General features: G+C 70.2%; 22 protein-coding genes and 1 riboswitch. Of the genes, 12 read left to right on the top strand and 10 right to left on the bottom strand.

The genetic code is table 11. The annotated features are described in order from the left end of the window. Nucleotide 1 precedes the first annotated feature (1 nt). From ABD259_RS02515 to thrC, 5 genes are all read right to left on the bottom strand, one after another. Entirely contained in the window at nt 2-1,432 is a 1,431-nt protein-coding gene (locus tag ABD259_RS02515) for a condensation domain-containing protein (RefSeq protein ID WP_344099424.1), read from the bottom strand. Beyond that, a complete protein-coding gene (locus ABD259_RS02510; protein WP_344159907.1) occupies nt 1,426-2,979 on the bottom strand; it encodes a condensation domain-containing protein in 1,554 nt (517 codons plus the stop codon). Before ABD259_RS02510 ends, ABD259_RS02515 begins: the two co-directional genes overlap by 7 nt. 489 nt (nt 2,980-3,468) lie before the next feature. Beyond that, the gene (gene groL, locus ABD259_RS02505; RefSeq protein WP_344099428.1) at nt 3,469-5,094 is read right to left on the bottom strand and encodes a chaperonin GroEL; all 1,626 of its coding nucleotides are present in this window, start codon (nt 5,092-5,094) and stop codon (nt 3,469-3,471) included. Between the two features lie 335 nt (nt 5,095-5,429). Then, a complete protein-coding gene (locus ABD259_RS02500; RefSeq protein WP_344099430.1) occupies nt 5,430-5,708 on the bottom strand; it encodes a MoaD/ThiS family protein in 279 nt (92 codons plus the stop codon). A gap of 122 nt (nt 5,709-5,830) precedes the next feature. Continuing rightward, entirely contained in the window at nt 5,831-7,099 is a 1,269-nt protein-coding gene (thrC, locus tag ABD259_RS02495) for a threonine synthase (protein ID WP_344159904.1), read from the bottom strand. 13 nt (nt 7,100-7,112) lie between these two features. After that, nucleotides 7,113-7,256: riboswitch (SAM riboswitch) on the bottom strand. A gap of 553 nt (nt 7,257-7,809) precedes the next feature. Between thrC and ABD259_RS02490 the strand changes: the two genes are divergently transcribed. After that, the gene (locus ABD259_RS02490) at nt 7,810-9,252 is read left to right on the top strand and encodes an alpha,alpha-trehalose-phosphate synthase (UDP-forming) (protein WP_344099434.1); all 1,443 of its coding nucleotides are present in this window, start codon (nt 7,810-7,812) and stop codon (nt 9,250-9,252) included. An 85-nt stretch (nt 9,253-9,337) separates the two neighbouring features. On the opposite strand, the gene ABD259_RS02485 is transcribed toward ABD259_RS02490, so the two are convergent. Further along, nucleotides 9,338-9,949: a GrpB family protein gene (locus tag ABD259_RS02485; protein WP_344159901.1), complete on the bottom strand. Its 612-nt coding sequence runs from the start codon at nt 9,947-9,949 to the stop codon at nt 9,338-9,340. Between the two features lie 72 nt (nt 9,950-10,021). Continuing rightward, a complete protein-coding gene (locus ABD259_RS02480; protein WP_344159898.1) occupies nt 10,022-11,338 on the bottom strand; it encodes a S8 family serine peptidase in 1,317 nt (438 codons plus the stop codon). A 308-nt stretch (nt 11,339-11,646) separates the two neighbouring features. Between ABD259_RS02480 and ABD259_RS02475 the strand changes: the two genes are divergently transcribed. From ABD259_RS02475 to ABD259_RS02445, 7 genes are all read left to right on the top strand, one after another. Beyond that, on the top strand, nt 11,647-11,970 hold the full coding sequence (locus ABD259_RS02475; RefSeq protein ID WP_344099440.1) for a DUF3263 domain-containing protein: 324 nt from the start codon (nt 11,647-11,649) through the stop codon (nt 11,968-11,970). A 99-nt stretch (nt 11,971-12,069) separates the two neighbouring features. Further along, nucleotides 12,070-12,906 carry a trehalose-phosphatase gene (gene otsB / locus ABD259_RS02470; protein ID WP_344159895.1) on the top strand — a complete coding sequence of 279 codons (837 nt, stop codon included), beginning with the start codon at nt 12,070-12,072 and terminating at the stop codon, nt 12,904-12,906. Nucleotides 12,907-13,088: 182 nt separating this feature from the next. Continuing rightward, nucleotides 13,089-17,102: a type VII secretion protein EccCa gene (gene eccCa, locus ABD259_RS02465; RefSeq protein ID WP_344159893.1), complete on the top strand. Its 4,014-nt coding sequence runs from the start codon at nt 13,089-13,091 to the stop codon at nt 17,100-17,102. Continuing rightward, nucleotides 17,099-17,539 carry a hypothetical protein gene (locus tag ABD259_RS02460; protein ID WP_344099446.1) on the top strand — a complete coding sequence of 147 codons (441 nt, stop codon included), beginning with the start codon at nt 17,099-17,101 and terminating at the stop codon, nt 17,537-17,539. Before eccCa ends, ABD259_RS02460 begins: the two co-directional genes overlap by 4 nt. Then, the gene (locus ABD259_RS02455) at nt 17,536-18,606 is read left to right on the top strand and encodes a DUF6177 family protein (protein WP_344099448.1); all 1,071 of its coding nucleotides are present in this window, start codon (nt 17,536-17,538) and stop codon (nt 18,604-18,606) included. The genes ABD259_RS02460 and ABD259_RS02455 overlap by 4 nt, the downstream gene beginning before the upstream one ends. Nucleotides 18,607-18,749: 143 nt before the next feature. Continuing rightward, nucleotides 18,750-19,595 (top strand): helix-turn-helix transcriptional regulator, encoded by an 846-nt coding sequence (locus ABD259_RS02450; RefSeq protein WP_344099450.1) that lies wholly within the window; start codon nt 18,750-18,752, stop codon nt 19,593-19,595. 156 nt (nt 19,596-19,751) lie between these two features. After that, nucleotides 19,752-20,057, top strand: a complete 306-nt coding sequence (locus tag ABD259_RS02445; RefSeq protein WP_344099452.1) for a heme-binding protein — start codon at nt 19,752-19,754, stop codon at nt 20,055-20,057. Nucleotides 20,058-20,362: 305 nt separating this feature from the next. Here ABD259_RS02445 and ABD259_RS02440 read toward each other — a convergent pair whose 3' ends face one another. Both ABD259_RS02440 and ABD259_RS02435 read right to left on the bottom strand, forming a co-directional pair. Continuing rightward, nucleotides 20,363-21,010, bottom strand: a complete 648-nt coding sequence (locus ABD259_RS02440; RefSeq protein WP_344099454.1) for a response regulator — start codon at nt 21,008-21,010, stop codon at nt 20,363-20,365. Nucleotides 21,011-21,015: 5 nt separating this feature from the next. Further along, nucleotides 21,016-22,275 (bottom strand): sensor histidine kinase, encoded by a 1,260-nt coding sequence (locus ABD259_RS02435; protein WP_344099456.1) that lies wholly within the window; start codon nt 22,273-22,275, stop codon nt 21,016-21,018. Nucleotides 22,276-22,447: 172 nt separating this feature from the next. Here ABD259_RS02435 and ABD259_RS02430 point away from each other — a divergent pair, with 172 nt between their 5' ends. The 4 genes from ABD259_RS02430 (at nt 22,448) to ABD259_RS02415 (ending at nt 26,134) form a co-directional block, all read left to right on the top strand. Then, on the top strand, nt 22,448-23,542 hold the full coding sequence (locus ABD259_RS02430; protein WP_344099458.1) for an ABC transporter permease: 1,095 nt from the start codon (nt 22,448-22,450) through the stop codon (nt 23,540-23,542). After that, nucleotides 23,539-24,243, top strand: a complete 705-nt coding sequence (locus tag ABD259_RS02425; RefSeq protein WP_344159890.1) for an ABC transporter ATP-binding protein — start codon at nt 23,539-23,541, stop codon at nt 24,241-24,243. Before ABD259_RS02430 ends, ABD259_RS02425 begins: the two co-directional genes overlap by 4 nt. Nucleotides 24,244-24,422: 179 nt before the next feature. After that, nucleotides 24,423-25,613 (top strand): ADP-ribosylglycohydrolase family protein, encoded by a 1,191-nt coding sequence (locus tag ABD259_RS02420; RefSeq protein WP_344099462.1) that lies wholly within the window; start codon nt 24,423-24,425, stop codon nt 25,611-25,613. A 218-nt stretch (nt 25,614-25,831) separates the two neighbouring features. Further along, the gene (locus ABD259_RS02415) at nt 25,832-26,134 is read left to right on the top strand and encodes an SHOCT domain-containing protein (RefSeq protein WP_344099464.1); all 303 of its coding nucleotides are present in this window, start codon (nt 25,832-25,834) and stop codon (nt 26,132-26,134) included. Between the two features lie 50 nt (nt 26,135-26,184). Here ABD259_RS02415 and ABD259_RS02410 read toward each other — a convergent pair whose 3' ends face one another. Then, a complete protein-coding gene (locus tag ABD259_RS02410) occupies nt 26,185-26,502 on the bottom strand; it encodes an SCO family protein (RefSeq protein WP_344159887.1) in 318 nt (105 codons plus the stop codon). Nucleotides 26,503-26,517 lie beyond the last annotated feature (15 nt).

The following is a 26,517-nucleotide window of genomic DNA, read 5'->3' as shown; positions in this document are numbered from 1 at the left end:
CCTACACCACCCGGTCGGCCGGTGCCGCTGCCGCGTCCCGGTCGCTGATCGAGTAGTCGCCGTTCCGGGCGACCTCCTGCAGCACGTGGTGGAGACGCTCCAGGAAGATCGGCACGTTGGTCCGGGCCACTTCGGTGTCCGGGTACTTGGTGTTGAGGAACGTCCGGTCCCACGCGCGGTTGAGCCACATCGACACCTCCCGCGTCTCCCCCGGCGGGGCCATGATGCGCAGATTCGCGGCCGGCCAGTCCGCCGACGCCGGAGCGTGCCGGAGGTCGAGGTAGGACACCATTGGCGGGGCGGCGCCGGGAACGAACTGGGCGGCGAGGTCGGGGTACAGCTCTGCGACGCGCGGCAGCGGCACACCGGCCATGGCCCGCGCCTCCCTGAACGCCCGCTGTGCCTCACCGATGACCTCGCTGAATGCCTTCCGTCCGGCGACCGGGAAGGTGATCGGCACCACGTTGATGAACCACCCCTGGGCCCCGAACCAGCGCGTCTCGTCCCGGGTGTTCACCACGGTCAGGCCGCGGTAGCTCGAACTCCCGTTCAGCTCGTAGCCGCAGATGGCCAGCGCCGCGAGCAGCCCGGCGGTGCTCCCGCCGCCGCTCGCCTTGCAGACCTGGGAGAACACGTCCGACTCGACCGCGGTGAGCACGTCCTCCTCGATGATGAGCGACGGGTAGGTCTTGCCCGGTTCGGTGCCGAGGTCCAGCGGGACCGCCTGGTCGCCGCCCTCCTGCCAGAACTCCAGCCAGCGGTCGACGCCCGGCGTGTCCGGGCCGATCTGGGCGAGGCGCTCCCGTTCGACCGCACAGAAGTCGACATAACTGCCGACTTCGGGCAGTCCGGGGTCGGTCCCGTCGAGTTCCGCCTGGTAGAGCGCGCGGAGCTCGGCGAACACGAGCATCAGGGACAGCCCGTCGCAGTGCGAGTGGTCGACCGCGTAGACGAGGGTCGACGTGGTGTCCCGGAGCACCGCCGTCACGGCGAACGGCGGCCACTGCATCGGGTTGACCGAGGTGTCGAGCCGTTCCCGCAGGTGCGTGCGGATCTCGGTGGACGACTCGACCTCGCCCTGCGACACCGGGCGGATCGCCAGGGACTCCGGCGGCATCGCGTACCGCTTTAGCCCGCTGTCGTCCGCGGCGAACCAGGTGAGCAGCGTGGAGTGGCGCCGCGCCCACGTCTCCAACGCGGCCGCCATGGCGTCGGTGTCCAGTCGGCCGGGCAGGTCGAAGGCGATGCACACCCACGGCGAGGTGGTCCGTCCGGCGGCCTGGTTCGCCAGCCACAGCCCGGTGTGGTGCTGCTGGACCCACGACGGTGGCTCCGGATGTTCGGTCCACTCACTCCCAGCGGTGTCCTGCACCTCGAACTCCACGAGCTCACCGGGCTCGGGGCTGTACTCGACCATCCGTGTCATCAGCATGATGCGGCCTCCATATCGACGGCCACCGGCGGGACTCCGGCAGCGGGACGGGGGGATTCGGTGAGGTCTCCGCCTGCGGCGACGCGTCGCATCTCCGCCGCCGCGCGGTCGATGTAGAGCCGCGTCGCCGACGCGCGGGGGCCGATGGCCGGGTAGCGGTAGCTCAGCCGGGTGCCGTCGAACCCGCGGTTGATCCACAGGTAGACCTCATGGGGATGGTGGCTGCGGCTGCGCACCGTGTGCATCCGCCATTCCTTCCAGTAGCGCGCCCCCGGCGTCAGTCGCATGTCCACGTAGGACACGACGAAGCGGGGTTCCAACCGGGCACCGAGCAGCTCGACGACCCGCGCGAACGGCACCTCCGACAACGGCTTCGCCGCCTTCACCGCGTCCTTGGCGCCCGCCATGACTTTGGGGAAGGTGTCGGGACCGGCGACGGGGAAGTGGACGGGCGCCAGCCCCACGTACCACCCGAGCGACCGCGCCCACTTGGGGTGGTTGCGGGTGTGGAAGATGGTCAGCGCCCGGAACTCGTCCTGGTCCAGGCTCTCCCGCCCCGCCATCCCCAGGCAGGTCAGGATTCCCGCGAGGGGAGATCCGCCGTGCTCGCGGCAAGCGGCGTCGAAGGCGGACGCCTGGTCCGCGTCGAGGATGAGGTCATCGCCGCTGAACTGGGGAACCGACATGTCGTCGCAGAGGCCGTCGCACGGGCCGCCGACGCTGTCGGCGTTGCTGCCGTTGCCGCCGTTGCTGCCGTTGGTGCCGTGGACGACGCACCCCGGGGAGTCGGTGTGCGCGTCGCCGCCCAGGTAGGAGGGGACCGGGAACTCGGGGAGCTTCCACCCGTTCTCGATGAGGAAGTCGCGCCAGCGGACGACGGCCGCGTGGTCGGCGTCGACCTCGGCGGCGCCCGCCCGCTCGATGTGGGAGAAGTCGATGTAGCTGCCGACGTCGGTGGGGTCGGGCTGGGATCCCACCACCGCCGCCGCGTACAGCCAGCGGATCTCCTGGGCGATGAGGAGGATGGAGTAGCCGTCGACGTTGGAGTGGTCGAAGCCGAGGCACACCGTCGTGGAGCCCGCGCGGGAGATCGTGGCGCACCCGTAGGACGGCCAGGCCAGCGGGTCGGTCTCCCGGTCGAAGAAGGATTCGATCCGCTCGGCCAGCTCAGCGCCGCTGGAGTACTCGCCGACCGGTGTCCCCCGCAGGTCGACCGCTCCCTTGTCGAGCGTGACGCGGCTGATGTGGTCTCCTTCGACGCGCAGGCCGCTGCGCAGGGTCTCGTGCTGGTCGATCCAGGTGAGGAGGGCGGTGCGGAACGCCGCCGCGTCGAGTCGGCCGGGCAGGTCGAACACGGTCGCCAGCCACGAGGGCGAGGCCCGGCCCTTGCGCTGCCCCGCCAACCTGTTCCGCACGTGCTCCTCCTGGATGTAGGAGGGCGGCCGTTCGTCGGTTCTCCACCGGCTCCCATCGGGACCGCACCAGGGCCGCCACTCAGTGAGCGCACCCGGTTCGACGTCGATATCAGAAATCTCGGTGAACTTCATTTGGCCCCCGATTGCCTTGCTGGAACGATAGCAAAGAAACGCAAAAGAAAAACCAATGGAATGGCATCCACCGAAGGAACGCGTCGCAGTCCAGCGCCGCGTGCAGGCATGGATCAGCATCGCCTGACATACCTACACACACAGGACATCGCCCGAGGTCAGGGGGCTTGTGAGACATCCGAGCCAATGGAATTCACGCCCGCGCAATATGTCGTTAACAAGACGGTCGCTCATTCATCGGGATCGAATAAGACCCACATCATTGGAGGCACCTTCGGACAGCGATATCCAGAAAAACACCTTTTCGGGTGCCGCTGCTCGCCCGATGTTAGTAGGAGATAAGTCTGATTTCATCATTTTTCTGAGGTTGTCCACGTCACACGCATCTGAAAACGCGAAAGGGCGGCCCCCGCAAGGGGAGCCGCCCGATCGTCGCAGGCGTTGTTACGCGTACCTGGACATGTTCGGACCCATGGGTCGCCGTGGGTCTTAGAAGTCCATGCCGCCCATGCCGGCGTCCGGAGCCGCCGGAGCGGCCTTCTCCGGCTTCTCGGCGATGACGGCCTCGGTGGTCAGGAACAGACCGGCGATGGAGGCCGCGTTCTGCAGCGCGGAGCGGGTGACCTTGGTCGGGTCGATGACGCCGTCCTTGAACAGGTCGGTGTAGTCGCCCGTGGCGGCGTTGAGGCCGACACCGGCCTCAAGGCCCCGGACCTTCTCCGCGACGACGCCGCCCTCAAGGCCGGCGTTGATCGCGATCTGCTTCAGCGGCTCCTCGATGGCGCGGCGGACGATGTCGGCACCGATGGCCTCGTCGCCCGACAGGTCCAGCTTCTCGAAGACCGGGACGCCCGCCTGCAGCAGCGCGACGCCACCACCGGGCAGGATGCCCTCCTCGACGGCGGCCTTGGCGTTGCGGACCGCGTCCTCGATGCGGTGCTTGCGCTCCTTGAGCTCCACCTCGGTGGCGGCACCGGCCTTGATGACGGCGACACCGCCGGCCAGGCGGGCCAGGCGCTCCTGGAGCTTCTCGCGGTCGTAGTCGGAGTCGGTGCGCTCGATCTCGGCACGGATCTCGTTGACGCGGCCGGAGATGGCGGTGGCGTCACCGGCACCGTCGACGATGGTGGTCTCGTCCTTGGTGACGACGACCTTGCGGGCGCGGCCCAGCATGTCGAGCTCGGTGTTCTCGAGCTTGAGGCCGACCTCCTCGGTGATGACCTGGCCGCCGGTCAGCACGGCGATGTCGCCGAGCTGGGCCTTGCGGCGGTCGCCGAAGCCCGGGGCCTTCACGGCCACGGACTTGAACACGCCCTTGATCTTGTTGACGACGAGGGTCTGCAGCGCGCCGCCCTCGATGTCCTCGGCGATGACCATCAGCGGACGGCCGGCCTGCAGGACCTTCTCCACGACCGGGAGGAACTCGTTGTTGTTGGAGATCTTGGAGTTGACGATGAGGATGTAGGGGTCCTCAAGGACCGTCTCCATGCGCTCAAGGTCGGTGGCGAAGTAGGGGGAGAGGTAGCCCTTGTCGAAGCGCATGCCCTCGGCGAGTTCGAGCTCCAGACCGAAGGTCTGCCCCTCCTCGACCGTGATGACGCCTTCCTTGCCGACCTTGTCCATCGCCTCGGCGATGACCTCGCCGATCTGCGCGTCGCTGGCGGAGATGGAGGCGGTGGAGGCGATCTGCTCCTTGGTCTCCACGTCCTTGGACAGGTTGGCCAGCTCCTCGCTGATGCGGGAGACGGCGGTCTCGATGCCGCGCTTCAGGCCGACCGGGTTGGCACCGGCCGCGACGTTGCGCAGGCCCTCGCGTACGAGCGCCTGGGCCAGCACGGTGGCGGTGGTGGTGCCGTCACCGGCGACGTCGTCGGTCTTCTTGGCGACCTCCTTGACGAGCTCGGCGCCGATCTTCTCCCAGGGGTCCTCCAGCTCGATCTCCTTGGCGATGGAGACACCGTCGTTGGTGATGGTCGGGGCGCCCCACTTCTTCTCAAGGACGACGTTGCGGCCCTTGGGGCCGAGCGTGACCTTGACGGCGTCCGCGAGCGTGTTCATGCCGCGCTCGAGGCCGCGCCGGGCTTCCTCTTCGAACGCGATCAGTTTGGCTGCCATAGAGTTCTTGTCCTCCCGTGACCGGGCTGATACGCGAGGGAACGAGAGCGACGCCCGCGACGGACGACCACGGCTTCGCCCGACAACCCGACTGCCGGAGACCGCGGCCTCATCGTCTCGATCCGGGGTTAGCACTCATCATGCCAGAGTGCTAACGACACCTTTTTTAGCACTCTCCATGGTCGAGTGCAAACGACTCGGCGAGACCGCGGAAACCGGGTTTCCCGCAGGTCAACCGGCATGTCGCACCCCTGGGAAGGCCCCTGAAAAACGCGAAAACCGCGCCCGCCGAAGGGGGAGGAGGGCGCGGTTTCCTGGGACGACGCGAAAGGGGCTCAGCAGCCCCCGGCGACCGCCGGGATGATCGAGATCTGCACCCCATTGGCGGTGGCGGTCGCCAGCCCGTCGGCGAAGCGGACGTCCTCGTCGCCCACGTACACGTTGACGAACCGGCGGATCTTGCCGGAGTCGTCGAGAATGCGCGCCTGGATCCCCGGGTAGTTGGCCTCCAGGTCGGCCAGGACCTCGGAGAGGGTGGCGCCCTCCGCCGTCACTTCGGCGGCGTCCTTGGTGTAGGTGCGGAGAATGGTCGGGACGCGAACACTGACGCTCATGGTTGTGGAAACTCCTGATCAGGTGTGATTCGCCGACGGGATCAGCGTGAGACGGCGGGGGACGTGGGCGGGGCCGCCCGGACGGCCGCGCGCGGTTCGGACACGGGAACGGGACGGCGGGGTCAGAGCAGCCCGGCGTCCTTGAACGCGTCCAGGGACGGCTTGATGGTCGCGGTGACGCCGGAGTCCACGGCGTTCAGTGTCTTGAGGCCGTCACCGGTGTTCAGCACGACGGTCTCGGCCCGCGGGTCAAGCGCCCCCTCGGCCACCAGCTTGCGCAGCACACCGGTGGTCACGCCCCCGGCGGTCTCGGCGAAGATGCCCTCGGTGCGGGCCAGCAGCTTGATGGAGTCGACGACCTCGGCGTCGCTCACGTGCACCACGGCCCCGCCGGTGCGCTTGCAGATGTCGAGCACGTAGGGCCCGTCGGCCGGGTTGCCGATCGCCAGCGACTTGGCGATGGTGTCGGGCTTGACCGGCTGGATGACGTCGTGCCCCCGCTCCCAGGCTTGGGCCACCGGGGAGCAGCCGGTGGCCTGCGCGCCGAAGACCTTGTAGGGCCGGTCCTCGACCAGGCCGAGCGCGATGAGCTCGCGGAACCCCTTGTCGATCTTGGTGAGCTGGGATCCCGAGGCGATCGGGATGACGATCTGCTCCGGCAGCCGCCAGCCGAGCTGCTCGGCGATCTCGTAGGCCAGCGTCTTGGAGCCCTCGGCGTAGTAAGGCCGCAGGTTGACGTTGACGAATCCCCAGTCCTCGCCCGCGGTGTCGCCGATGAGCTCCGAGCAGAAGCGGTTGACGTCGTCGTAGTTGCCGTCGATGGCCACGACCTTGCCGCCGTAGACCGCGGCCATGACCACCTTGCCCTCCTCCAGGCCCGCGGGGATGAACACGCAGGATGAGAACCCCGCGCGGGCCGCGGCGGCGCCCACGGCTCCGGCGAGGTTGCCGGTAGAGGAGCAGGACAGGGTGTGGAAGCCGAAGGTGCGCGCCGCCTCGACGGCCATGGCCACCACGCGGTCCTTGAAGGAGTGCGTGGGGTTCGCGGAGTCGTCCTTGACGTGCAGCGACTCTAGTCCCAGTTCGGCGGCTAGGCGGTCGGCGCGGACGAGCGGCGTCAGGCCGGGGTTCATGTTGGGCAGCGAGGCGACGTCGGCCGGGACGGGGAGCAGGCCGGCGTAGCGCCAGATGTTCTTGGGCCCGCGCTCGATGGACTCGCGGGTGACGGCGCCGAAGTCGTAGGCGATCTCCAGCGGGCCGAAACAGAATTCACAGGCGAAGCGCGGGCCGAGGCCGTAGCGCTCTCCACACTCCCGGCAGGACAGTGCGGCGGCGGGGCCGAAGGAGCGAGCGGTGGCGGCGGCTTCGTGTTCAGTGGCGGCAATCGCCATTGCGAGGCGTCTCCCCTCATCTTCCCCAGTGACCGATCTGGCCACGGGCCGGAGTTGGCACCTGCCTCGGCCGCCTCGCGGATTACAGCGAGAAACGCACACCGAGATGGTTGCCGGGGCTTCGCAGGGCCGGTCCCTCCACCCCTCTGGATGAGCAATATGAAGTTGTCACGACGTTGTCGGTGGACCCGGTGGGGATCCGCTGGCAACTGTAACGGACGGGCGCACCGCCTTTCCATGGAGGGTGACCTGGATAACATCAATCAGCTCACATGGTGAGACGACCTGTCCACCGCCACCGAGGCTGGCGTCCCGGACCTGCCACGGCTCCGCGCCCGCGCCATCCGCAGCCCTTGTTCCTTCCCCCTCCACCTCGACTCCCCGCGCCACCCAAGGTGTCGCGCCCCCGCACCCGCCCGACGCCGGTCGGATGCCCCGTGGGAGTATGTGCCGACGACCGACGCCGTTCGCCCTTTCGCCGAATTCGGGCAAGAGCAAACGCGGGTTTGCGCGCCGTCGCGACCGGCGAGACCTAGGGACACCCACGGGCGGTCGTCCTCGCGTACGGCCGTCCGTTGCAAGATGGTCGTGCACCGACAAAAGCTTTCCTATATATGTACATCCACCCGTTTCACTGAGCTTCATCCCGTTTCGTACGATTCGATGGACTCATTCCGTTTACGCCGTTCGCGCGAGAGGTGGTTGATCAGGTGGACAAGGCGCAGATCCTCGTCGCTTCCAACAGGGGGCCGGTGTCCTTCTCGGTCAATGCCGACGGGTCCCTCGACTACCGACGCGGAGGCGGCGGCCTGGTCTCCGGACTGAGCTCCGTCGCAGCCGACACCGACACCCTGTGGGTGTGCGCGGCCCTCTCCGACGCCGACCGCAAGGCCGCGGGCGGCGCCCCCGACGGGCGGCTGGACCGGGCCGGCTTCGACCTCGGCGGAATGCGCGTGCGCATGCTCGACATCCCGCCCGACGTCTTCGCCAACGCCTACACCGCGGTGGCCAACTCCACCCTCTGGTTCGTCCAGCACCTCCTCTACGACACCCCCAACAAGCCCGCCTACGCCACCGGGTTCCGCTCCCAGTGGGACGACTACCGCGCCTACAACTCCGCCTTTGCCGAGGCCCTGCTCACCGGCGCCGCCGACAACGCGCGCGTGGCCGTGCAGGACTATCACCTCGCGCTGGTTCCGCGACTCCTCCGCGGACGCCGCCCCGACCTGCGGATCGCGCACTTCTCACACACCCCGTGGGCGCCGCCCGAGTACTTCCGGATGCTGCCCACCGAGATCGGCCGCGAGCTGCTGGAAGGCATGCTCGGCGCCGACCACCTCGGCTTCCTCAGCCAACGCTGGGCCGACGCCTTCCTGCGCTGCTGCGAGGCGTTCCTGCGCGCCGACGTCGACTGGGCCAAGCGCACCGTCGAGTACGGCGGCCGGGTGATCGAGGTCGCCGTACACCCGCTCGGGGCGGACGCCGAGGGATTGCGCGAGCGCGCCGCGGCCGAAGACGTGGCCGAGCGCCGCGCGGCGCTGCGCGAACGCGTCGGCGACACCAAGCTCATCGTGCGCGTGGACCGCACCGAGCTGTCCAAGAACATCGTCCGCGGCTTGGAGGCCTACCGCGAGCTGCTGACCACCCGCCCGGACTGGCGCGGGCGGGTCACCCACCTCGCCTTCGCCTACCCGAGCCGCGGCGACGTCGCCGAGTACCGGGAGTACACCGAATCGGTGAAGCGCGTCGCCAAGGAGATCAACGCCGAGTTCGGCACCGCCGAGTGGACTCCGCTGATCCTGGAGGTCAACGACGATTACCCGCGTTCACTGGCCTCCTACCAGCTCGCCGACGTGCTGCTGGTGAACCCCATCCGCGACGGCATGAACCTCGTCGCCAAGGAGGGGCCGGTGCTGTCCCACGACGGGTGCGCCCTCGTGCTGTCGACCGAGGCCGGCGCCGCCGACGAGCTGGGGGGCGACGCGGTCCTGGTGAACCCCTTCGACGTGTCCGAGACCGCCGAGGCCCTGCACACCGCGCTCACCATGCCCGAGGAGGAGCGCCGGTCGCGCTGCGAGCGCCTGGTGGAGCGCGCGACCGCCATGTCGCCGCAGCGGTGGTTCGCCGAGCAGCTCAAAGCCCTCGACCACTGACCTGCCCACCAACCGTCGCGCCATCCCCTCCGTTGATCTCGGCGATATCAACGGAGGGGCGCGACATAACACGCTCAGGCCGGGCTCAGGCGCCGCGCTCGGCCATGGCGCGGCCGATGATCGCCTCCACGACCTCGGACTTGGCATCGGCGTAGTCCTGGATCCGCTCCCATTTCCGCTCGCTGAGGCTCCGCTTGACCCGCTGGTACTCGGCACGGTCGGCGGGGTCGGCGCGCAGCCGGTCGCGGAACGCCAGGATGCGGTCGGCCTCGGGGTCGCCGACGGTGTGGACGTGCAGGTTGACGTTGACGTCCGGGCCCTTGAAGCAGCGGTGCTCGTGCCAGTCCGGCTCCCGGACGACCAGCACGTATCCGGCCGCTTCCAGATCCGGCACGTAGGCGTCCTCGTCCGCGGAGTCGGCGACGAGGAGCAGCATGTCGACGCACGGTTTGGCGGCCAGTCCCGGCACCGACGTGGAGCCGGTGTGCTCCAGGCGCAGCACCCGCTCGCCCAAGGCCTCGCGGATCCGCTCGGCCTCGCGTTCGAACAGGTAGGGCCACTTGGGGTCGTAGTCGTCGATCCGGACCTGCCCGTCGACGAGGAGGTTGCGGGAGGCAGGGGCGGTCTCGACGCTCGGTTCACCGCGCGCGGGCAGCGGAGGCGAGTCGAAGGTACGGGGTGATTCTTGGGGGGACATGGACGGAAGCCTTCAGTGCCGTGCCCTGCTCCGTCAAGGCTTTTGCCCCACCGATCGGACCCCGTGCCCAGCTCAGCGCTTGCGTCGACCCCTGCGGCGGCGGCGACCAGGGGCCGACGCCGCTTCGACCTCGGCCTCCAGCGCCTGCTGCCGCGACCACTGCTCCGCCGCCGCCCGGGAGTCCGGGTCCGGCCGCAGACCGTAGGGGTTGACCATGGAGCGGCGCAGCAGCACCACCCCGGCGACCACCAGGCTCAGCAGCAGCACCGCGGTCCCGGCCCACAGCGTCCACCCCGGCACCGGGAGCCCGTCCCCGCCGTCGTCGGCGAGATCCTCGTCGTAGAGCGGGATGTCCTTGGCCGCTCCGTCCGACGCGGACAGGGCGCCCGGCGCGTTCAGCACGCCACCGGACTCGGCGCCCTCGACGAGTGCCTCGGCGACCTGGTCCGGGAGCAGCTGCGGGTGCTCGGCGCGGACCAGCGCGGCCGTCCCCGCGGCGAACGCGGCGGCCGCGTCGTCGCCGCTGACCTTCGTGTATCCGGTGCCGGAGGTGATGGTCTCCACCTGGTCGCCCGGAGCGATCAGACCGGCCGCCGGACTCTTGGTGGGAGCGGCGGCCGGCGCACCTGCCGCGGCGTCCGCCCCGCTCATCGGCCGCAGCTGGCGGTCGGCGGCCCCGACCGCGAGCACGCCCTCGGAGTCCGCGGGGTAGCCCGCGTCGGCAGGCACAACCACCAGCGAGCCGACGCGGACCGCGTGGTCGATGGCCTCCCGCACGTCCGCGTCGCCCGCGGCGTCGCCCATACCCTCAGGGAGGGTGATAACCTGCGCGCCCTCGCCGACGGCGTAGCGGATGCCCTTCTCCAGGGCCGTGGCCGGATCGACGTCGCCGTCCGCCCGTGCGGAGGCGGCGCCATCAGCCCCCTCGGCGCCATCCGTGCTCTCCTGCCGCACGCGCACCGACAGCAGCTGCGACTCCGGCGCGACGCCCAGCATCCCGCCCTTGTGCTCCCGGCCGTGCCCGCGCGCGCCGATGATCCCGGCCAGCGCGGTGCCCGACGCGCCAAAGGCAGCGTCAGCCGCTGCGTCCTCGTCCGCGTCTTCGTCCGCGCCGCCCTGTTCCACCGTGAAGTCGGTGCCGACGGTGACGCTGTCGCGGAAGTCCGGGTGCCCGCTGTCCGCGCCGGTTCCCAGCACGCCCACGAGGACACCGCTGCCCCGGTTCACATCCCAGGCCTTCGACGCGCCGATGGCCTCCAGGCCCCACTGCTCGGGACGGAGGTCGGCCACCGTGTCAGCGGCGACCGGAGCCGCAGCGGCCAGCTGAGCGGTGAGGATCGCCCCGCACACTCCCAGCGCAGCGGGTGTGCCGATGGTGTTCGGGCGCATCGGGCGCATGAGAATGTCCCCCTGTGACAGTCGTGGATCGCGCGCGCGGCCTCCGCTGTGCGGACGAGCGGTGGTAATTCTGCCATGTACCGGTTATGGGACGGAGGTCTGCGCGTGACGCCTCCTGCACACCGCTGGGAGCCGATGGGAACCAGGATCGCCCGGGGGCACGCGAGTCGTGATCCAGGTGCCGCTTCCAAAGGTCAGAGAAGTGTGACCCCCGGGAGTGAGTCCTCCCGGATCCCCTCTTCCGTTCCACCGCGGACTCGCTACCATGAGTCGCGCCTATCCGGACGAGGAGGCGCCCAATGTCTAATCCCGGTCCATTCGATGAAGTACCGTCCGTTATCCCGACGGAGACGGCGGCATCCACCGGTGGACCCGAACTCGCCGACCGCGAACAGCGTATTCTCGCCTTCGAACGCCAGTGGTGGAAGCTCGAAGGCTCCAAGGAACAGGCCATCCGCGATGAGTTCGGGTTTTCCCCGACCCGCTACTACCAACTCCTCAACGGTCTCGTGGATCGTCCCGAGGCGCTCGCCTTCGACCCCATGACCGTGAAGCGGCTCCGCCGCCTCCGCGCCCATCGGCGCCGCCAGCGGACCGCCCGCATGCTGGGAATCCAGCTCTAGTCGACGCGCCGCCACGGGCCCGGCCCGGTCCCCGCCTCTTCCCCGCGGACGTCAAAACACCTCACCACCGACACCCTGTCGCGAAAGGCCAAGGCCGCTATGACGACCGTGCCACGCCCCCGCACCACCGAGGGCTCCGCCGCGCTGGACCGGCTGCTCGCCGAACCGTCGCGCGCGGTTCTCGCCTTCGACTTCGATGGCACGCTCGCCCCCATCGTCCCCGACCCGCGCGACGCCCGCGCGTACCCCGGCGCCACCGCCGAACTGGCCCGGCTGTCCTCCCTGGTCGCGTCGGTGGTCATCATCACCGGCCGCCCGGCCGGGCTGGCGGTGGAGTACGGGGGTCTCGACAACATCGAGGGGGTCGTCGTCCTCGGCCAGTACGGCCGCGAACGCTGGGAGGCCGGACACCTCGACGCGCCCGAGCCGCCCGCGGGCGTCCAGCTCGTCCGGGAGGAGCTCCCGGACCTACTGCGGAGGTACGACGCACCCGAGGGCACTTGGATCGAGGACAAGGGCCACGCCCTGGCGGTCCACACGCGCCGCACACCCGACCCCGACGCAGCCCTGTCCCTGCTGCGCGCTCCCCTCACCGCCCTGGCCGAACGCGCCGACCTGACCGTCGAACCGGGCCGGATGGTCATCGAACTGCGCCCGCCCGGCATGGACAAGGGCACGGCCCTCACCCGCTTCGCCACCGAACGCGGCGCCACATCCCTCCTGTACGCGGGCGACGACCTCGGCGACCTCGCCGCCTTCGACGCCGTCGAGCAGCTGCGCGAGAAAGGCGTGCCCGGTCTCACCGTCTGCAGCGGCTCCGACGAGGTCACCGCCCTGGCGGACCGCGCCGACCTGATCGTCGACGGCCCACCGGGCATCGCCGACCTCCTCGGTTCCCTACGCACCGCCCTGGAATCCGCCGCCCCGCGGGACTGAGCACCGCAGCACCGCACGGCGCGTCAGGGCGGACGGCGCCTCTGGCTCTTCGGCGCCGCCGTATTCAGCCACGCGGCCGCGGGGGCCGCTTCCGCGACGGTCCGCACCCGGCCAGCGCATCGCTGCTGGCCGCCACTCGTGGGCATTAGGATCTGGACGGTCCGTAATGAGGAGGAGTGTAGGTGTCGATCCGCATCGTGCATCGCCCGGCCCGCACCGTGCATCCGCCTCCTCAGCAGGAACCCCACGAGGTCGAGGCGCCGCCCACCCTCCCCGACGGCAACGCGCAGACCAACCCGCTCATGAGCATCCTGCCGATGGTCGGCATGATGGGCTCGCTCACCATCATGATGGTGCTGCGCAACCCCGCCTTTATGGCGCTCGGCGCGATCGTCCTCGTCGTCGCCGCGCTCGCGGCCGTCGGCATGCTCTTCTCCCGTCGCGGCCAGGCCGCCCGGCAGCGCCGCAACCAGCGGGAGCTCTACCTCGAATACTTGGAGGAGCTCCGCGAGGACCTGAGCCGGTGGGAACAGGAGACCCGGGCCCACGCCCGCCAACTGGACCCGCCGCCCGAGGCGCTCTACGACGCCGTCCACGACCCGACCCGCCTGTGGGAGCGCCGCCGCAGGGACCGCGACTTCCTCCGGGTGCGTGTCGGCACCGGCACCATGCCCGGACGCCTGCTCCGGCTGGCGGAGAAGGGCACGGCGCTCGCCCCCACCGACCCCTTCATGCTCTCCGAGGCCCGCGGCGCGATCCGCCGTTTCGAGCGGATCCCGGAGATGCCGTTCACCGTGCCGCTCGACATGGTGGGCAACGTCAGCGTGATCGGCGAGCGTGCGGACGCCATGCGCCTGATGCGGGCCCTGCTCGCCCAGTTCAGCGTGTTCCACGCCCCGGAGGACGCCGCGCTGGCAGTGATGCACCCGACATCGCGAGCCGAGGACTGGGACTGGGTCAAGTGGCTGCCCCACGCCCTCGACCAGCAGCGGCGCGACAGCGGCGTCAACGCGCGGCTCATCGCCGCCACGCCGGCCAAGCTCGGTGCGCTGCTCGCCGACGATCTGCGCGCACGCAACGACTTCGCGGCCGAGGTGCGCCGCGGCATGGGCAAGCGCGAGGCGTATGCGATGATGCGGCGCCTGGTGGTCGTCCACGACACGCACGGCCAGGTCGCCAGCGAGCTGGCCCGGCCAGACGACGCGGTGCCGCCCTCCGCCCTCGGCGCGACCGTCATCCACCTCGCGTCCGAGCAGGTGCACGAGCCCGGCGATGTGAGTATCCGGCTGACGGTCTCCGGCGACCAGGTGCGGATGGAAGACCTCCGTGTCGCCGACCCGCCCGTGCTCGCCGGCACCGTCGACGACGTGACCGCCGCGTCTCTCTTTGGCGTCGCCCGGATGCTCGCCCCGCTCCGCCTCTCCCGGGAGTCGATCGAGGAGACCGCTTCCGAAGGCGGAAGCGTCGACTTCCCGACCATGATGGGCGTGGGCGACCCGGGCGACATGGACGTCGAGCGGCTGTGGGCGCCGCGCAGCGAACGCGCCTTCCTCCGCGTCCCCATCGGCGTCGACGACCTGGGGCAGCCGGTCATCCTCGACCTCAAGGAGGCGGCCCAGCTCGGCATGGGGCCGCACGGGCTGTGCGTGGGCGCCACCGGTTCCGGCAAGAGCGAGATGCTGCGGACGCTGGTCGCGGCGCTGGCCGCGGCGCATCCCCCCGAGGACGTCAGCATGGTGCTGATGGACTACAAGGGCGGTGCCACGTTCGCGCCCTTCGCGGAGCTGCCGCACGTCGCCGGGGTCATCACCAACCTGGAGGACGACGCCGCGCTGATCGAGCGCGCTTACACGAGCCTGTCGGGCGAGGTGCAGCGCCGACAGGAGGTGCTGCGCGACGCCGGCAACGTGGCCGGGATCGGTGACTACGCCCACAAGCGCAAGCACGACCCGGGCCTGCCGCCGCTGCCGCACCTGCTGGTGATCATCGACGAGTTCGGTGAGCTGCTGACCGCCCGGCCCGACTTCATCGAGCTGTTCCTGTCCATCGGGCGGATCGGCCGGAGCATCGGCGTGCACCTGCTGCTGTCCAGCCAGCGGATCGAGGGCGGCAAGCTGCGCGGGCTGGACACCTACCTCTCCTACCGGCTGGGGCTGCGCACCTTCTCCGAGGAGGAAAGCCGGACCGTCCTGGACAGCCCCGACGCCTTCCACCTGCCGTCGCTGCCCGGATTCGGGTACCTCAAGGTCGACACCACCGTCTACCAGCGCTTCAAGGCCGGATATGTCTCCGGCCCCTACCGGGGCCCGGTCGCCGCCGAGGAGGAGGCCGAACGCAAGCAGACCCCCCCGGTGCGCGCCTACACCGCCTACAACGCCACGGGAGCGGAGGCGGCGGAACCCACCTCGTCGGCCGCCGCCGAGGACACGGTCCTGCCCCAGCGCACCGTGGGGCCGACGCTGCTGGACGTGATGGTCGGGCAGCTGGCCCGGCACGGCGCGCCGACCCGGGACGTCTGGCTGCCGCCGCTGCCCACGGCCACCACGCTCGACTCCGCCACGGGGCCGGCGCGGGACGACGGCGCCGGGATGCGCTTGCCGGTCCCCGACGACCTGCGCCCGTTGCAGGTGCCCGTCGGGCTGCTGGACGACGCCGCCAAGCAGTGGCAGGGGCTGTGGGCACTCGACCTCACGGAGTCGGGCGGCCACCTGGCCATCATCGGCGGGCCGCAGACGGGCAAGACCACGCTGCTGCGCACCATGGCGCTGTCCATCGCGCTGACCCACACACCGAGCCAGATCGCCCTCTACGCCCTCGACCTGGTCGGCGGCGGCCTGCAGGCGCTGTCCGGGCTGCCGAACGTCGGCGGCGTCGCCGGACGGACCGACGCTGAGCGCGTGCGCCGCACTGTCGAGGAGATCCACGGCATGCTGGAGCGGCGCGAGGAGGTCTTCCGGGAGCGCGGCATCGACTCCATCGAGCAACTGCGGCGGATGCACGCCCGCGGCGAGGTGCCCGAGCTGCCGTGCGCCGACGTCGTGCTGTGCGTCGACGGGTTCGGTGCGATCCGCAGCGATTTCGACGAGATCAACGACATGGTCTCCGACCTGCTGCAGCGTGGCGGCGGGTACGGCATCCACGTGGTGGCGGCGATGCTGCGCTGGAACGACGTGCGCATCGCCATGCAGTCGAACTTCGGGCAGAAGGTGGAGCTGCGGCTGAACGACCCGTCGGACTCCTCCGTGGACCGCAAGCTGGCGGAGACGATCAGCGCGAAGGCTCCGGGGCGGGCCCTCACCGACGGCAAGCTCTTCGGCCAGGTCGCGCTCCCCCGCATCGACGGCGAGCCGGACGACCGGAACCTGGGCGAGGTCGTGGAGAAGGCGGCGCGGGAGATCAGCGGAGCGTGGCGCGGGCCGGTCGCCCCGCCGGTCCGGGTGCTGCCCCGCCGCCTACCGGCGCACACCCTGCCGCGGCCGGACACACAACCCCGTCTGGTCCCGATCGGCGTCGACGAGCGCGCGCACGAACCGGTTCTTCTCGACCTGTTCGACCACGATCAGAACCTCCTGGTTCTGGGGGACGGGGAGTGCGGGAAGACCAACCTGCTGCGCCTGGTCGCCGGGGGGCTGATGGCCCGCTACAGCTCTTCGGAACTGGTGTTCGCGGTGATGGACCCGCGGCGGACGCTGCGCGACGTGGTCCCCGACTCCTACCTGGGCGGGTACGCGAGCAGCGCGCGGGTGTGTGCGGGGCTGGCCGGCGGCGTGGCCAAGGAGCTGGAGGGGCGACTGCCCGACGAGACCGCGGCGCAGCAGGCGGACGCGGGAGACGGGGAGATCGCTGGCCCCCGGATCGTCGTCCTGGTCGACGACTATGACGTGCTGACGACGGCCGGGCAGAAGCCTCTGGCCGCGTTCGTCCCGTTCGTGCCGAGCGGGCGCGACATCGGGCTGCACTTTGTCGTGTCCCGCCGTGTGGCAGGGGCCGGACGCGGCCTGTACGACCCTCTCGTCCAATCGATGCGGGAGATCGGCACCAGTGCGCTGCTCATGTCGGGCGACCGCGGCGAGGGGCAGCTCTTCCCGCGCATCTACGCCAACCGGCAGCCTCCGGGCCGGGGCCGCTGGATCCGGCGCGGGGAGTCGTCCCCGCGGCTCATGCAAACGGCCGTTCTGGAAGAGGAACACCATTGACCTACGACGTGATCGCTCTGGTAGGACGAGACCCGGACATGCGGGCCCTGGTCGACGCGATGGTGAACGCCGGACCCGACCTGCGGGTGCGGGGTGCGGGAGGCGGCGCGGTCGTCCAGCTTCGGGATGACGACGGCGCCCCGCTGGTCAGCATCGAGGCGGCACAGCGTGTGGACGTGCCCGGCGAGGTGGAGCGGTTGCTCGGGGCCGAGACGGCCGCGCGTATGCCTGAGCCGTGCTGGTGGGTCGAGGTCCGGGCGTCGAGCGCGGCCCGCGGCGCGACGGACACCGCGGCACTCGCCCACCGCTTCGCCGACTCCCTGGTGGACCGGCTCGGCGGGACGGTCTGGTCGTCCCTTCCGCGTCCGGCCGGAGGAGGCCCGGCCGCGGATCACGCCATCCCTCGCATCGACACCAACGGGAAGAACACGCAGTGACGCTCCACCCAGCAGACCATCCCGCGGTCGACCTCGCTACTGACACGACGATCCTGGTGTCCCAGGACCGTCCCCTCGTTCCCTTCTCCTCGTGGCTGTCGGACGCCGTGGCGACGTTCGCTGGAGAGGGGAGGGGACTGCAGGTGGTGACCCCGGTGGGGGCGCGACTCACGTTCCCGCTGCGGACCCTGCTGAGCCGACCGCGGGCCCGCTGGGTCGTCGAGGAGCCCGATGGCTCCGGGGGCCACTACGACGGCCTTTCCGGGGTCCCCCTGGTCTGGGATGCGACGTCGGGGTACGTCCCGACAGGCGCCCCGCACGTTCCGCGACCGGACGCTGGCGCCGCTGACAGCGCCACTGCCAGCGCCTCCTCACCGACCTTCCTCCACCAGTCGGCCGTCCTCGGCTCCCACCTGATCATCGACGTCACCGTGGTGCGCCCCGCCGCGGACGCGCTCGTCCTGGGAGCGGCGGCCGAGACACTGTCGCGGACCTTGACGACGACCACGCCGGCTGGCTGGGGCACCAGCGAACCCGCCCTCAGCGCGTGGGACCGCACGGCTCTCACCGCGATGTGCCGCCGTAGAGCACCCCAGCCGACCTGGTTCACCTTCGTCGGCCCCGGCGGAGACGCCCGCCCCAGCGTCGGCACGCAGCGCGTCTCCCGGGTGGTGTCGGGAGTCAAGGAGAAGATCACGTTCGCGGTCGCCTACGCCGAGGACGAGGAACCCGCCCTGCACCGGCTGGAGGACATCGTCGAGGACCTCGTCTCCCAGGGCGGCCTGCGGAACCTGACCGTGCACCGCCTCCCGGGCCGCCCCGATCTGACCTACGAACCGCGCACGCCGTCCGTCCCCACGCCGGTCGGCCTGGCTCTCGGCCCCGAGCCCGTCGCCGAAACGGGCCTGGACCACGTTCTGGAGTCACCGGCCCGGGGCTACCTGGTCGGCCCGCGCGCCAGGCCCGCTGTGTGGTTTCCCCTCGGCGAGGGCACGGCCCCCGAGGGGTGGCAGCTTTTCGGTTCCGTCATGAACCATCTCACCCCGGCGGGGGCAGGAAGCAGGTAGAACATCACCCGCCGTGATGCCGAACAGGCCCGTGACCAGGGGAGAGAGCGGTCCTCCTCCCCGGCATCCCGGATATGGGCGGTGGGCACCGTAGACCGCGGTGACGGCCGCGCGGCATTGTGGGATCGAGAGGGGTGTGAGGGGTGGACCGGCAAGGGGAACTGAAGGAATTCCTCAGATCGCGGCGGGCGCGTCTCAGTCCAGAGGACGTGGGGCTGGTCCGGAGCTCGGGGTTCAGTGGGCGGCGCCGTGTTCCGGGGCTGCGCCGGGAGGAGCTGGCCCAGCTGGCGGGGATCAGTATCGACTACTACGTGCGGCTGGAGCAGGGGCGCGGCGGGCACGCCTCGCCGGAGGTGCTGGACGCCGTCGCGAAAGCGCTGCGGCTGGACGAGTTCGAGCGGGCGCACCTGTATGCGCTGGTGCGCGGCGAGGACGTCCGGACGGTGGGCGAACACCAGCAGAAAGTGCGCCCGGGGGTGCGGGCGCTGCTGGACGCCCTAGAGAACGTGCCAGCGTATGTGGTGGGGCGCCGTTTGGAGATCCTCGCCTGGAACGAACTCGCGCGCATCGTGATCGCCGACTTCCCGGCGCTGTCGCGTCAGGAGAGGAACCTCGCCCGGCTCACTTTCCTGGACACCTCGGCGCGCCAGCGCTACATCCGCTGGCACGAGAAGGCCGAGGACACCGTCGCGTTCGTGCGGCTGGACGCGGGCCGCCACCCCGACGACCCGCGGCTGGCGGAACTGATCGAGGAACTGAACTCACAAAGCGAGGACTTCCGCCGCATGTGGTCCCAGCACGTCGTGCGGGATGTCACCCACGGGCCCAAACCGCTCTTCCACCCGCTGGTCGGCATCCTGCAGGTATCGTTCGAGACACTGCAGCTGCCCGATGACCCGGACCAGGCCGTCGTGGCCTATCTGCCCGAACCGGGAACGTCGGCGGCCGCGGATCTGCGCCTGCTGGCGGCCAAGTACGCCGCCCCCTGATGGGGGTAATGCCATTACCAGGATGGCCGGTACTAGGATTCCCGTTCATTGGAAAAGCTCGGCCTGTGCAGCCCTGTATTTTCCGGCCAGAGTGGTTGTAGTCGCTGAGGACATCAGTCGACGAAAAGCAAGAATCAACCACCGAAGGAATCCATCATGACGTACCACGTGCTCGTCCAGTTTGACGTCCCGCCGAGCAAGCGCGAGGACTTCGTCGCCGCTGGCCTGTTCGACGCCGAGGGCTCCCTGGCCAATGAGCCGGGCACCCTGCGCTTCGAGGTCATCCGTGACGAGAACAACCGCAACCGCTTCTACCTGGACGAGGTCTACACGTCGCGCGAGGCGTTCGAGGAGCACTGCAACAACCCGACCATCGAGAAGTTCTACGAGATGGTCGACTCCTACGCCTACGGCCCCACCTTCCTGTTCAAGGGAGAGCGTGCCGAGCCGCAGTCGAGCTGACGCGGCGCCGCGCCCCCGCTCGGACCGAGGGTCCGAGCGGGGGCGCGGTCTATTGGTCGGGTTGCCCTCGGCCGAACGTGGCGAACCCGCCTGTGGCCGGGAGCGTAGGAGACCGGACCCGCAGCGGGGCCAGGCGGCCCGTCGCCTCCAGCCGCAGGATGGGTACGGCTGTGGATTGTTGTTCGGGTAGCTCATTTATCGCGGACAATTATCGCCAAAAGGCGAATCATACGACCGCAGATGCTGACACATTTCTTACTATCCCGTGGCCGGCTGACCCCCGCCGACACCAGAACGGCGTGCACTCAGCGCGGGCGAATGATGCCGCGCTCCAAGGCGGCGGAGATGGCCGCCGTGCGGTTGTCGACGCCGAGCTTGTCGTAGATGTGCACCAGGTGGGTCTTGACGGTGGCCTCGCTGATGAACAGCTCGCGGGACAGCGCCCGGTTCGACAGCCCGCGCGCCAGCAGCCCCAGGATCTCGATCTCACGTGCGCTGAGCGCGGGTTGGGGAGAGCGAAGGCGGCCCATCAGGCGCGCGGCCACGTTCGGGGCCAGGGCGGTTTCCCCGCGCGCCGCGGCGGCGACCGCCTGGCACAGCTGCTCGGGCGGGGCGTCCTTGAGCATGTAGCCGGTGGCGCCGGCTTCGACCGCGGCCAGGATGTCGGCATCGCTGTCGTAGGTGGTCAGAACCAAGACCGGCGGGGCGTCCGGACGCTCGCTGATGGTACGGGTCGCGGTGACACCGTCCATGCCGTGCCCCATCCGCAGATCCATGAGGACGACATCGACCGTGGCCGCGTCAAGCGTGGCCAACGCCTCCTGGCCATCGGCGGCCTCGGCCACGACCTCCATGTCCTCGCGCTCGTCGAACATCGCGCGCAGCCCGCGCCGCACGACCGGGTGGTCGTCGACAAGCAGGATCCGCAGGCGGCCGCCGGCCTCGTGGCTCATGGCGGTCACGTCTCCCCCTGCCCGTTGTCGGCCGACAGCGGCAGGGCAACGGCCACCGCTGTGCCCTCCCCTGGAGCCGATTCGATCTGGAGACGGCCGCCAAGCGCGGTGATGCGGTCGTGCAGTCCCCGCATCCCGTACCCGGTGCCGTCGGGACGCGTTCGCCGCCGCAGTGCCGGGTCGAAACCGCGGCCGTTGTCAAAGACGTCCAGGGTCACCTCGGTGTCCAGGCAAGCCAGCGTGACCACCGCGGTCCTCGCACTCGAATGCGCCACGACGTTGGCGAGACTGGCCTGCGCCGCCCGCAGCAGCGCCACCTCGTAGTCGGCGGGAAGCGGCACAGCTTCCCCCTCTACCCTGCACCGGCAGTCGATGCCGCTCTCCGCGGTGACGCGTGAGCACAGCCGCCGCAGGGCATCGGGCAACGAGCCCCCGGCGGCCAACGCGGGCGGGGCGAGGCCGCGCACGAATCCGCGCGCCTCGTCCAGGTTTTCCGACGCGGTCGCGCGGGCTTCGGATATCCGGGCGAGCGCGGTGTCCGGGTCGGCGCGCACCGCCCCCTCGGCCGACCGCAGTAGCAGGACGATGCTGGACAACCCCTGGGCGAGGGTGTCGTGGATCTCGCGGGCGAGACGCTCGCGCTCGGCGAGCGCGCCCGCGCGATGCTGGGACTCGGCGAGTTCGCCCTGGGTGCGCCGGAGGTCCTCGATCAGCCGCTGACGCTGGTCGCTCTCCGCGTAGAGGGCGGCGTACCCCAGGGCGATCACGACCGCGAAGGCGGCCCCCAGCGTCGGCCCCAGCACCATGGCGAGGGAGATGTCGCGCGCGTGCAGTGCCTGGACCGCGATGACCGCACCGGTGATCACGGCCACCGCGACCACGGCGTGGTAGCGGCGCAGCAGGTGGAGGTGGAGGAAGAACAGCGGGAAGGCGAGCCAGGAGAAGTCCGGACTGATCAGCAGCAGAACCGCCCACAGAGCGGTGACCAGCGCGAGCCACACCCGCGCGGCGGCGCGGGCGGGGAGGCGGTCGGACGGCAGGCGGCGCAAAACCAGAGGTCCGCTCGTGTACACGACGGCGAGTAACGCGGCGCCGGCCAGCGCCGCCCAGCTCCAGTGCCCAGCCTCGCGAACGGTGAACAGTCGCAGCACCGCGACCGCGAGCAGAACGAAGAACGCCGCGTGCAGGCACGCCCTCAGCACCGCGAGCACGGTCACGGTCCTTGTGCTGAACGAGGAGAAGGGCGCCTGGTGAGCGGTATCCATCCGTTTCACGTTAGGCGCCCGGAGCCCCAACAGGCATCAACCGAACGGTTGATGCCGCGATCGACCGTCCCGCGGCTCAGAACCATCCGTCGTCGCGATGGAATCCGCGCACCGAGTCGCGATCGTGGGTGAAGCACCGCAGAGTCCCTATCCGCATTGGAAGGAGACATCCGTGTTCGTAGCCATCCGTGACATCCGCTTCGCCAAAGGGCGGTTCGCGCTGATGGGCTCGGTCGTCGCCCTCATCACCCTGCTGGTGGTCCTGCTGTCGGGACTCACCGCGGGGCTCGCCGCCGAGTCCGTTTCGGCCGTCGACCGCCTGCCCGCCGACCGGATCGCCTTCGGCGCCTCTGGGAAATCCGAACCAGAGGAGTCCTTCGCCGACAGCTCGGTCACCGCCGATCAGGTCGACACCTGGGCGAAAGCCGACGGCGTCGCCTGGGCCGAGCCGCTGGGCATCACCCAGACCCGCCTGGAGGCGCCGGACGGCTCCACCGCGGCCGCGACCGTCTTCGCGGCCGAGCCGGGCGGGCACCTCGCCCCCGCCGGGACCGCCGACAGCAGCCTGGTCATCGGGCACTCGCTCGCTGACGAGAAGGGGCTGGACGTGGGCGGCGTCCTGACTCTCGGCGGCACCAAGCTCACCGTTACCCGGATCGCCCGGGACGACAGCTACAGCCACACCCCGGTGGTGTGGACGTCCCTGGACACGTGGCGCTCCCTCGCCCCAGCGGCCGGGACCAACGGTGCAGCGGCCGGGACCGTGGTCGCGGTCGGCGTGGGCACCGACGGCACCACCGCTGACACGGCCGCTATCGACACCGACGCCGAAACCGTGTCGGCCACCCGCTCCGCCAGCCTGTCGGCCATCGGCGCGTTCTCCTCCGAGAACGGCTCGCTGCTGATGATCCAGGGGTTCCTGTACGCCATCTCGGCACTGGTAGTGGGCGCCTTCCTGACGGTGTGGACCATCCAGCGGTCGGGCGATATCGCCATCCTCAAGGCGCTCGGAGGATCGACCGCCTACCTGCTGCGCGACGCTCTGGCCCAGGCGCTGATGGTGCTGCTGGCGGGCGCTGGTGTCGGCGGTCTCGCCGGATTCGGCGTGGGGGTGCTGGCCGAGACCGTCGTCCCGTTCTCGCTGACCGCCGCCACCACCGTGGTGCCCGTGGCCGCGATGGTCGTCCTCGGCATGCTCGGGGCGGTCCTGTCCGTTCGCCGCATCACCTCCGTCGATCCACTCACCGCTCTGGGAGGCGTCCGATGAGCATCGAACTGACCGACATCGTCCTGACCTACCCCGACGGCGACACCACCGTCACCGCCCTGGACCGGGTGTCTCTGGAGGCGCGGCGCGGCGAAATGCACGCGGTCGTGGGACCGTCGGGGTCGGGCAAGTCCAGCCTCCTGGCGGTCGCGTCGACGCTGATCCGCCCCGATTCCGGCTGTGTGCGGATCGATGGCGCGGAGGCCACGTCACTGTCGCCTGCCGAGCTCAGCCGACTGCGGATGAGCCGCATCGGCATCGTCTTCCAGCAGCCCAACCTCGTCTCCTCGCTCACCGCGGTCGAGCAGCTGCTGGTCACCGAGCACATGCGCGGGCGCTCGGTTCGATCCCGCAGGGAGGAGGCCGGGCGCCTGCTGACGATCGTCGGCCTGGACGGCAAACAGCACCGGCGCCCGGCACAGCTGTCCGGAGGCGAGCGCCAGCGCGTCAACATCGCCCGCGCGCTGACCGGTGACCCGCACGTCCTCCTCGTCGACGAGCCCACCGCCGCCCTCGACCACGACCGGGGAGCGCAGATCATGGACCTGCTCGCCGACATCACCACCGAGTACGAGGTGGCTACGGTCGTCGTCACCCACGACACCGAGTACCTGGACCGGGCCGACACGGTCTCCCGCATGCGAGACGGCCGCCTGACCACCGATGCGATCGCGGCCGGGAGCGGCGGCGCACGGCGGTGACGAGCACGGGTCCCCCTGAGCTGAGACGTAGCGCGGGGGTTTCGGGCCCGCCAACGTGTCGGGAGAGGCGTGAGTGGTATGTCAAGGATGTAGGAAAAAAGCCGTGTCCGGGGACGCTGCCGTGTTCTCCGGATCGGGCTCCTCTCATCTGGAGACCCACAGATCGCGAGGATCCGCCGATGCCGACAACGCCAGCCCTTCGACAGCACCCTGATCCGGATCGGCTGATGGGCTGCCTGCTGGGCGGCGCCATCGGTGACGCGCTGGGCGCACCGATCGAGGGGATACCGATCGCGCAGATCAGGGAGAAGTACGGGCCCGACGGGCTCACCGAGTACAGCGCGGAGCGGGTCGGCATCGGGGCGATCACCGATGACACGCAGATGACGGCGTTCACCGCACAGGCCCTGATCCAGGCGTCAGTGCGGGAGCGCGCCAAGGGGATCGGCGGCGCGGCGATCGGGATGCTGCAGTCGGCCTACCTGACGTGGTTGCGGGGGCAAGGCGAAACCATCCCCGAACAGGATGAGGTGTGGGGACACGGCTGGCTGGCCCAGGACCATGTGATGATGTCCCGACGCGGGCCGGGCACGAGCTGCCTGTCCGCGCTGCACGCGGCCGCGGAACGGCAAAAGCCCGGATGGCCGCTGGGCACCGTCGAGGAACCGATCAACGACTCCAAAGGCTGCGGCGGCGTCATGCGCACCGCCCCCTGCGGCTTCGGGGCCCGCACCGCCGAAACCGCCTTCGACCTAGGATGCCGCGCGGCGGCCCTCACCCACGGACACCCCAGCGGCTACCTGACGGCGGGCGTACTCGCCGCCACGGTGTGGTCCCTGCTGCGCGGCGCGGAACCGACACCGGCCCTGGAGCGGGCACGCGCTGAACTCATTCGGTGGAAGGGACACGAAGAAACGTCCCAGGCTCTCGACACCGCAACGGCACTCGCCCGGCAGGGCTCCCCCAGCCCAGAACAACTGGAACGCCTGGGCAGCGGCTGGACAGGAGAAGAGGCCCTGGCCATAGCGGTCTATGCCGTCCTGTCCGCCCAACTGTCCATGGTCCACGATCCACCCGACCCCTCCTCCTCCCGCACAGGCCCCGCTGAGCTCGGCCGCCGCGGCCTGCGCCTGGCCGTCAACCACTCCGGGGACAGCGACTCCACAGGGGCCATCTGCGGCAACCTCCTCGGCGCCCGATACGGCACCGCCGTCTTCCCCGGCCACTGGCAGGCCAATCTCGAAGTACGCCGCACCATCATCCAGCTGGCCGCCGACTGCTCCCTCGAATTCGGCCCCAACCCGCCAACCGAGCCCGACGGTCACGGCACACCATCACGCCAATGGCTCCAGCGCTTCCCCGCGACGTGACCAACGCGCTGTGCAATGCGCGGCCTGGCGATCTCCGCGCCGGGCGGCACGGCGGCACGTCAGCGCGGCGATCGAACGTCCGGGACCTTGAGCTTCGCTGGCAGCGGCCAATAACCTAAAGTTCTTAGGTAAATAGAGGTGGCCGGTCGCTCATATGCGCGATCGGATCCCGGTCCGACGGTACGGCACGCACCTCGCGGAGGAAAAAGGGGGCCGGCATGATGGGATGCCACGAGATCATGGGAGCGGGGACCGGGTGGGCCGGAGCTGTCGCGACCACGGTGGCGCCGTTGCTGGCCGTCGCGGTCGTCATCGCTGTCGCCGTCCTGCTCTTGCGGAGCACCGCCCTCGCCATGCCGGCTGTTCAGCAACGGCGGTCTCCTCCGCCGATCGTCGACGGGCCGGTTGAGACGCTCAAGGAGCGCTACGCCCAAGGAGAGATCGATCACGAGGAATTCAAGCGCCGTCTCGACGTGCTGATGCGCAACCGAGGCGAGTGGCCCCCTGCCGACCGCTCCTAGATGTGGTGTCCCGGCGCGTCGGCTGTTACCGACGCGCCGGGACACCACATCTAACCCGCGGGGAACTCGGCGAGGAAGCGGGTGTAGTCCCCCCGGAGGTCGCCCACGGGCGTGCCGGGCGTCCACAGGAGCCAGCCCTGAACGTCGGAGTCGAAGCCGATGGCATGTGATCCGTGGTCGGTGGTATAGCCGCCGTCGGCCTGCTCTTCCTTCGGCTCGATCTCCACGATCAGGTCATCGGCCGCCTGCTCGATGGTGTCCATGTCACCGGTCAGGCCGATGAACGACGGGTCGAAGCGGTCGAGGTAGTCCCTGATCGCCGTGGGAGTGTCGCGGTCGGGGTCGGTGGTGACGAACACGAGCTCCACGTCGACCGCGGAGGC

Origin of the sequence: Nocardiopsis rhodophaea, assembly GCF_039530945.1 — a bacterium.
GTDB lineage: Bacteria > Actinomycetota > Actinomycetes > Streptosporangiales > Streptosporangiaceae > Nocardiopsis_C > Nocardiopsis_C rhodophaea.
Note: the sequence above shows the minus strand (reverse complement) of the source record. Positions and strands in the feature narration are given on the sequence as shown.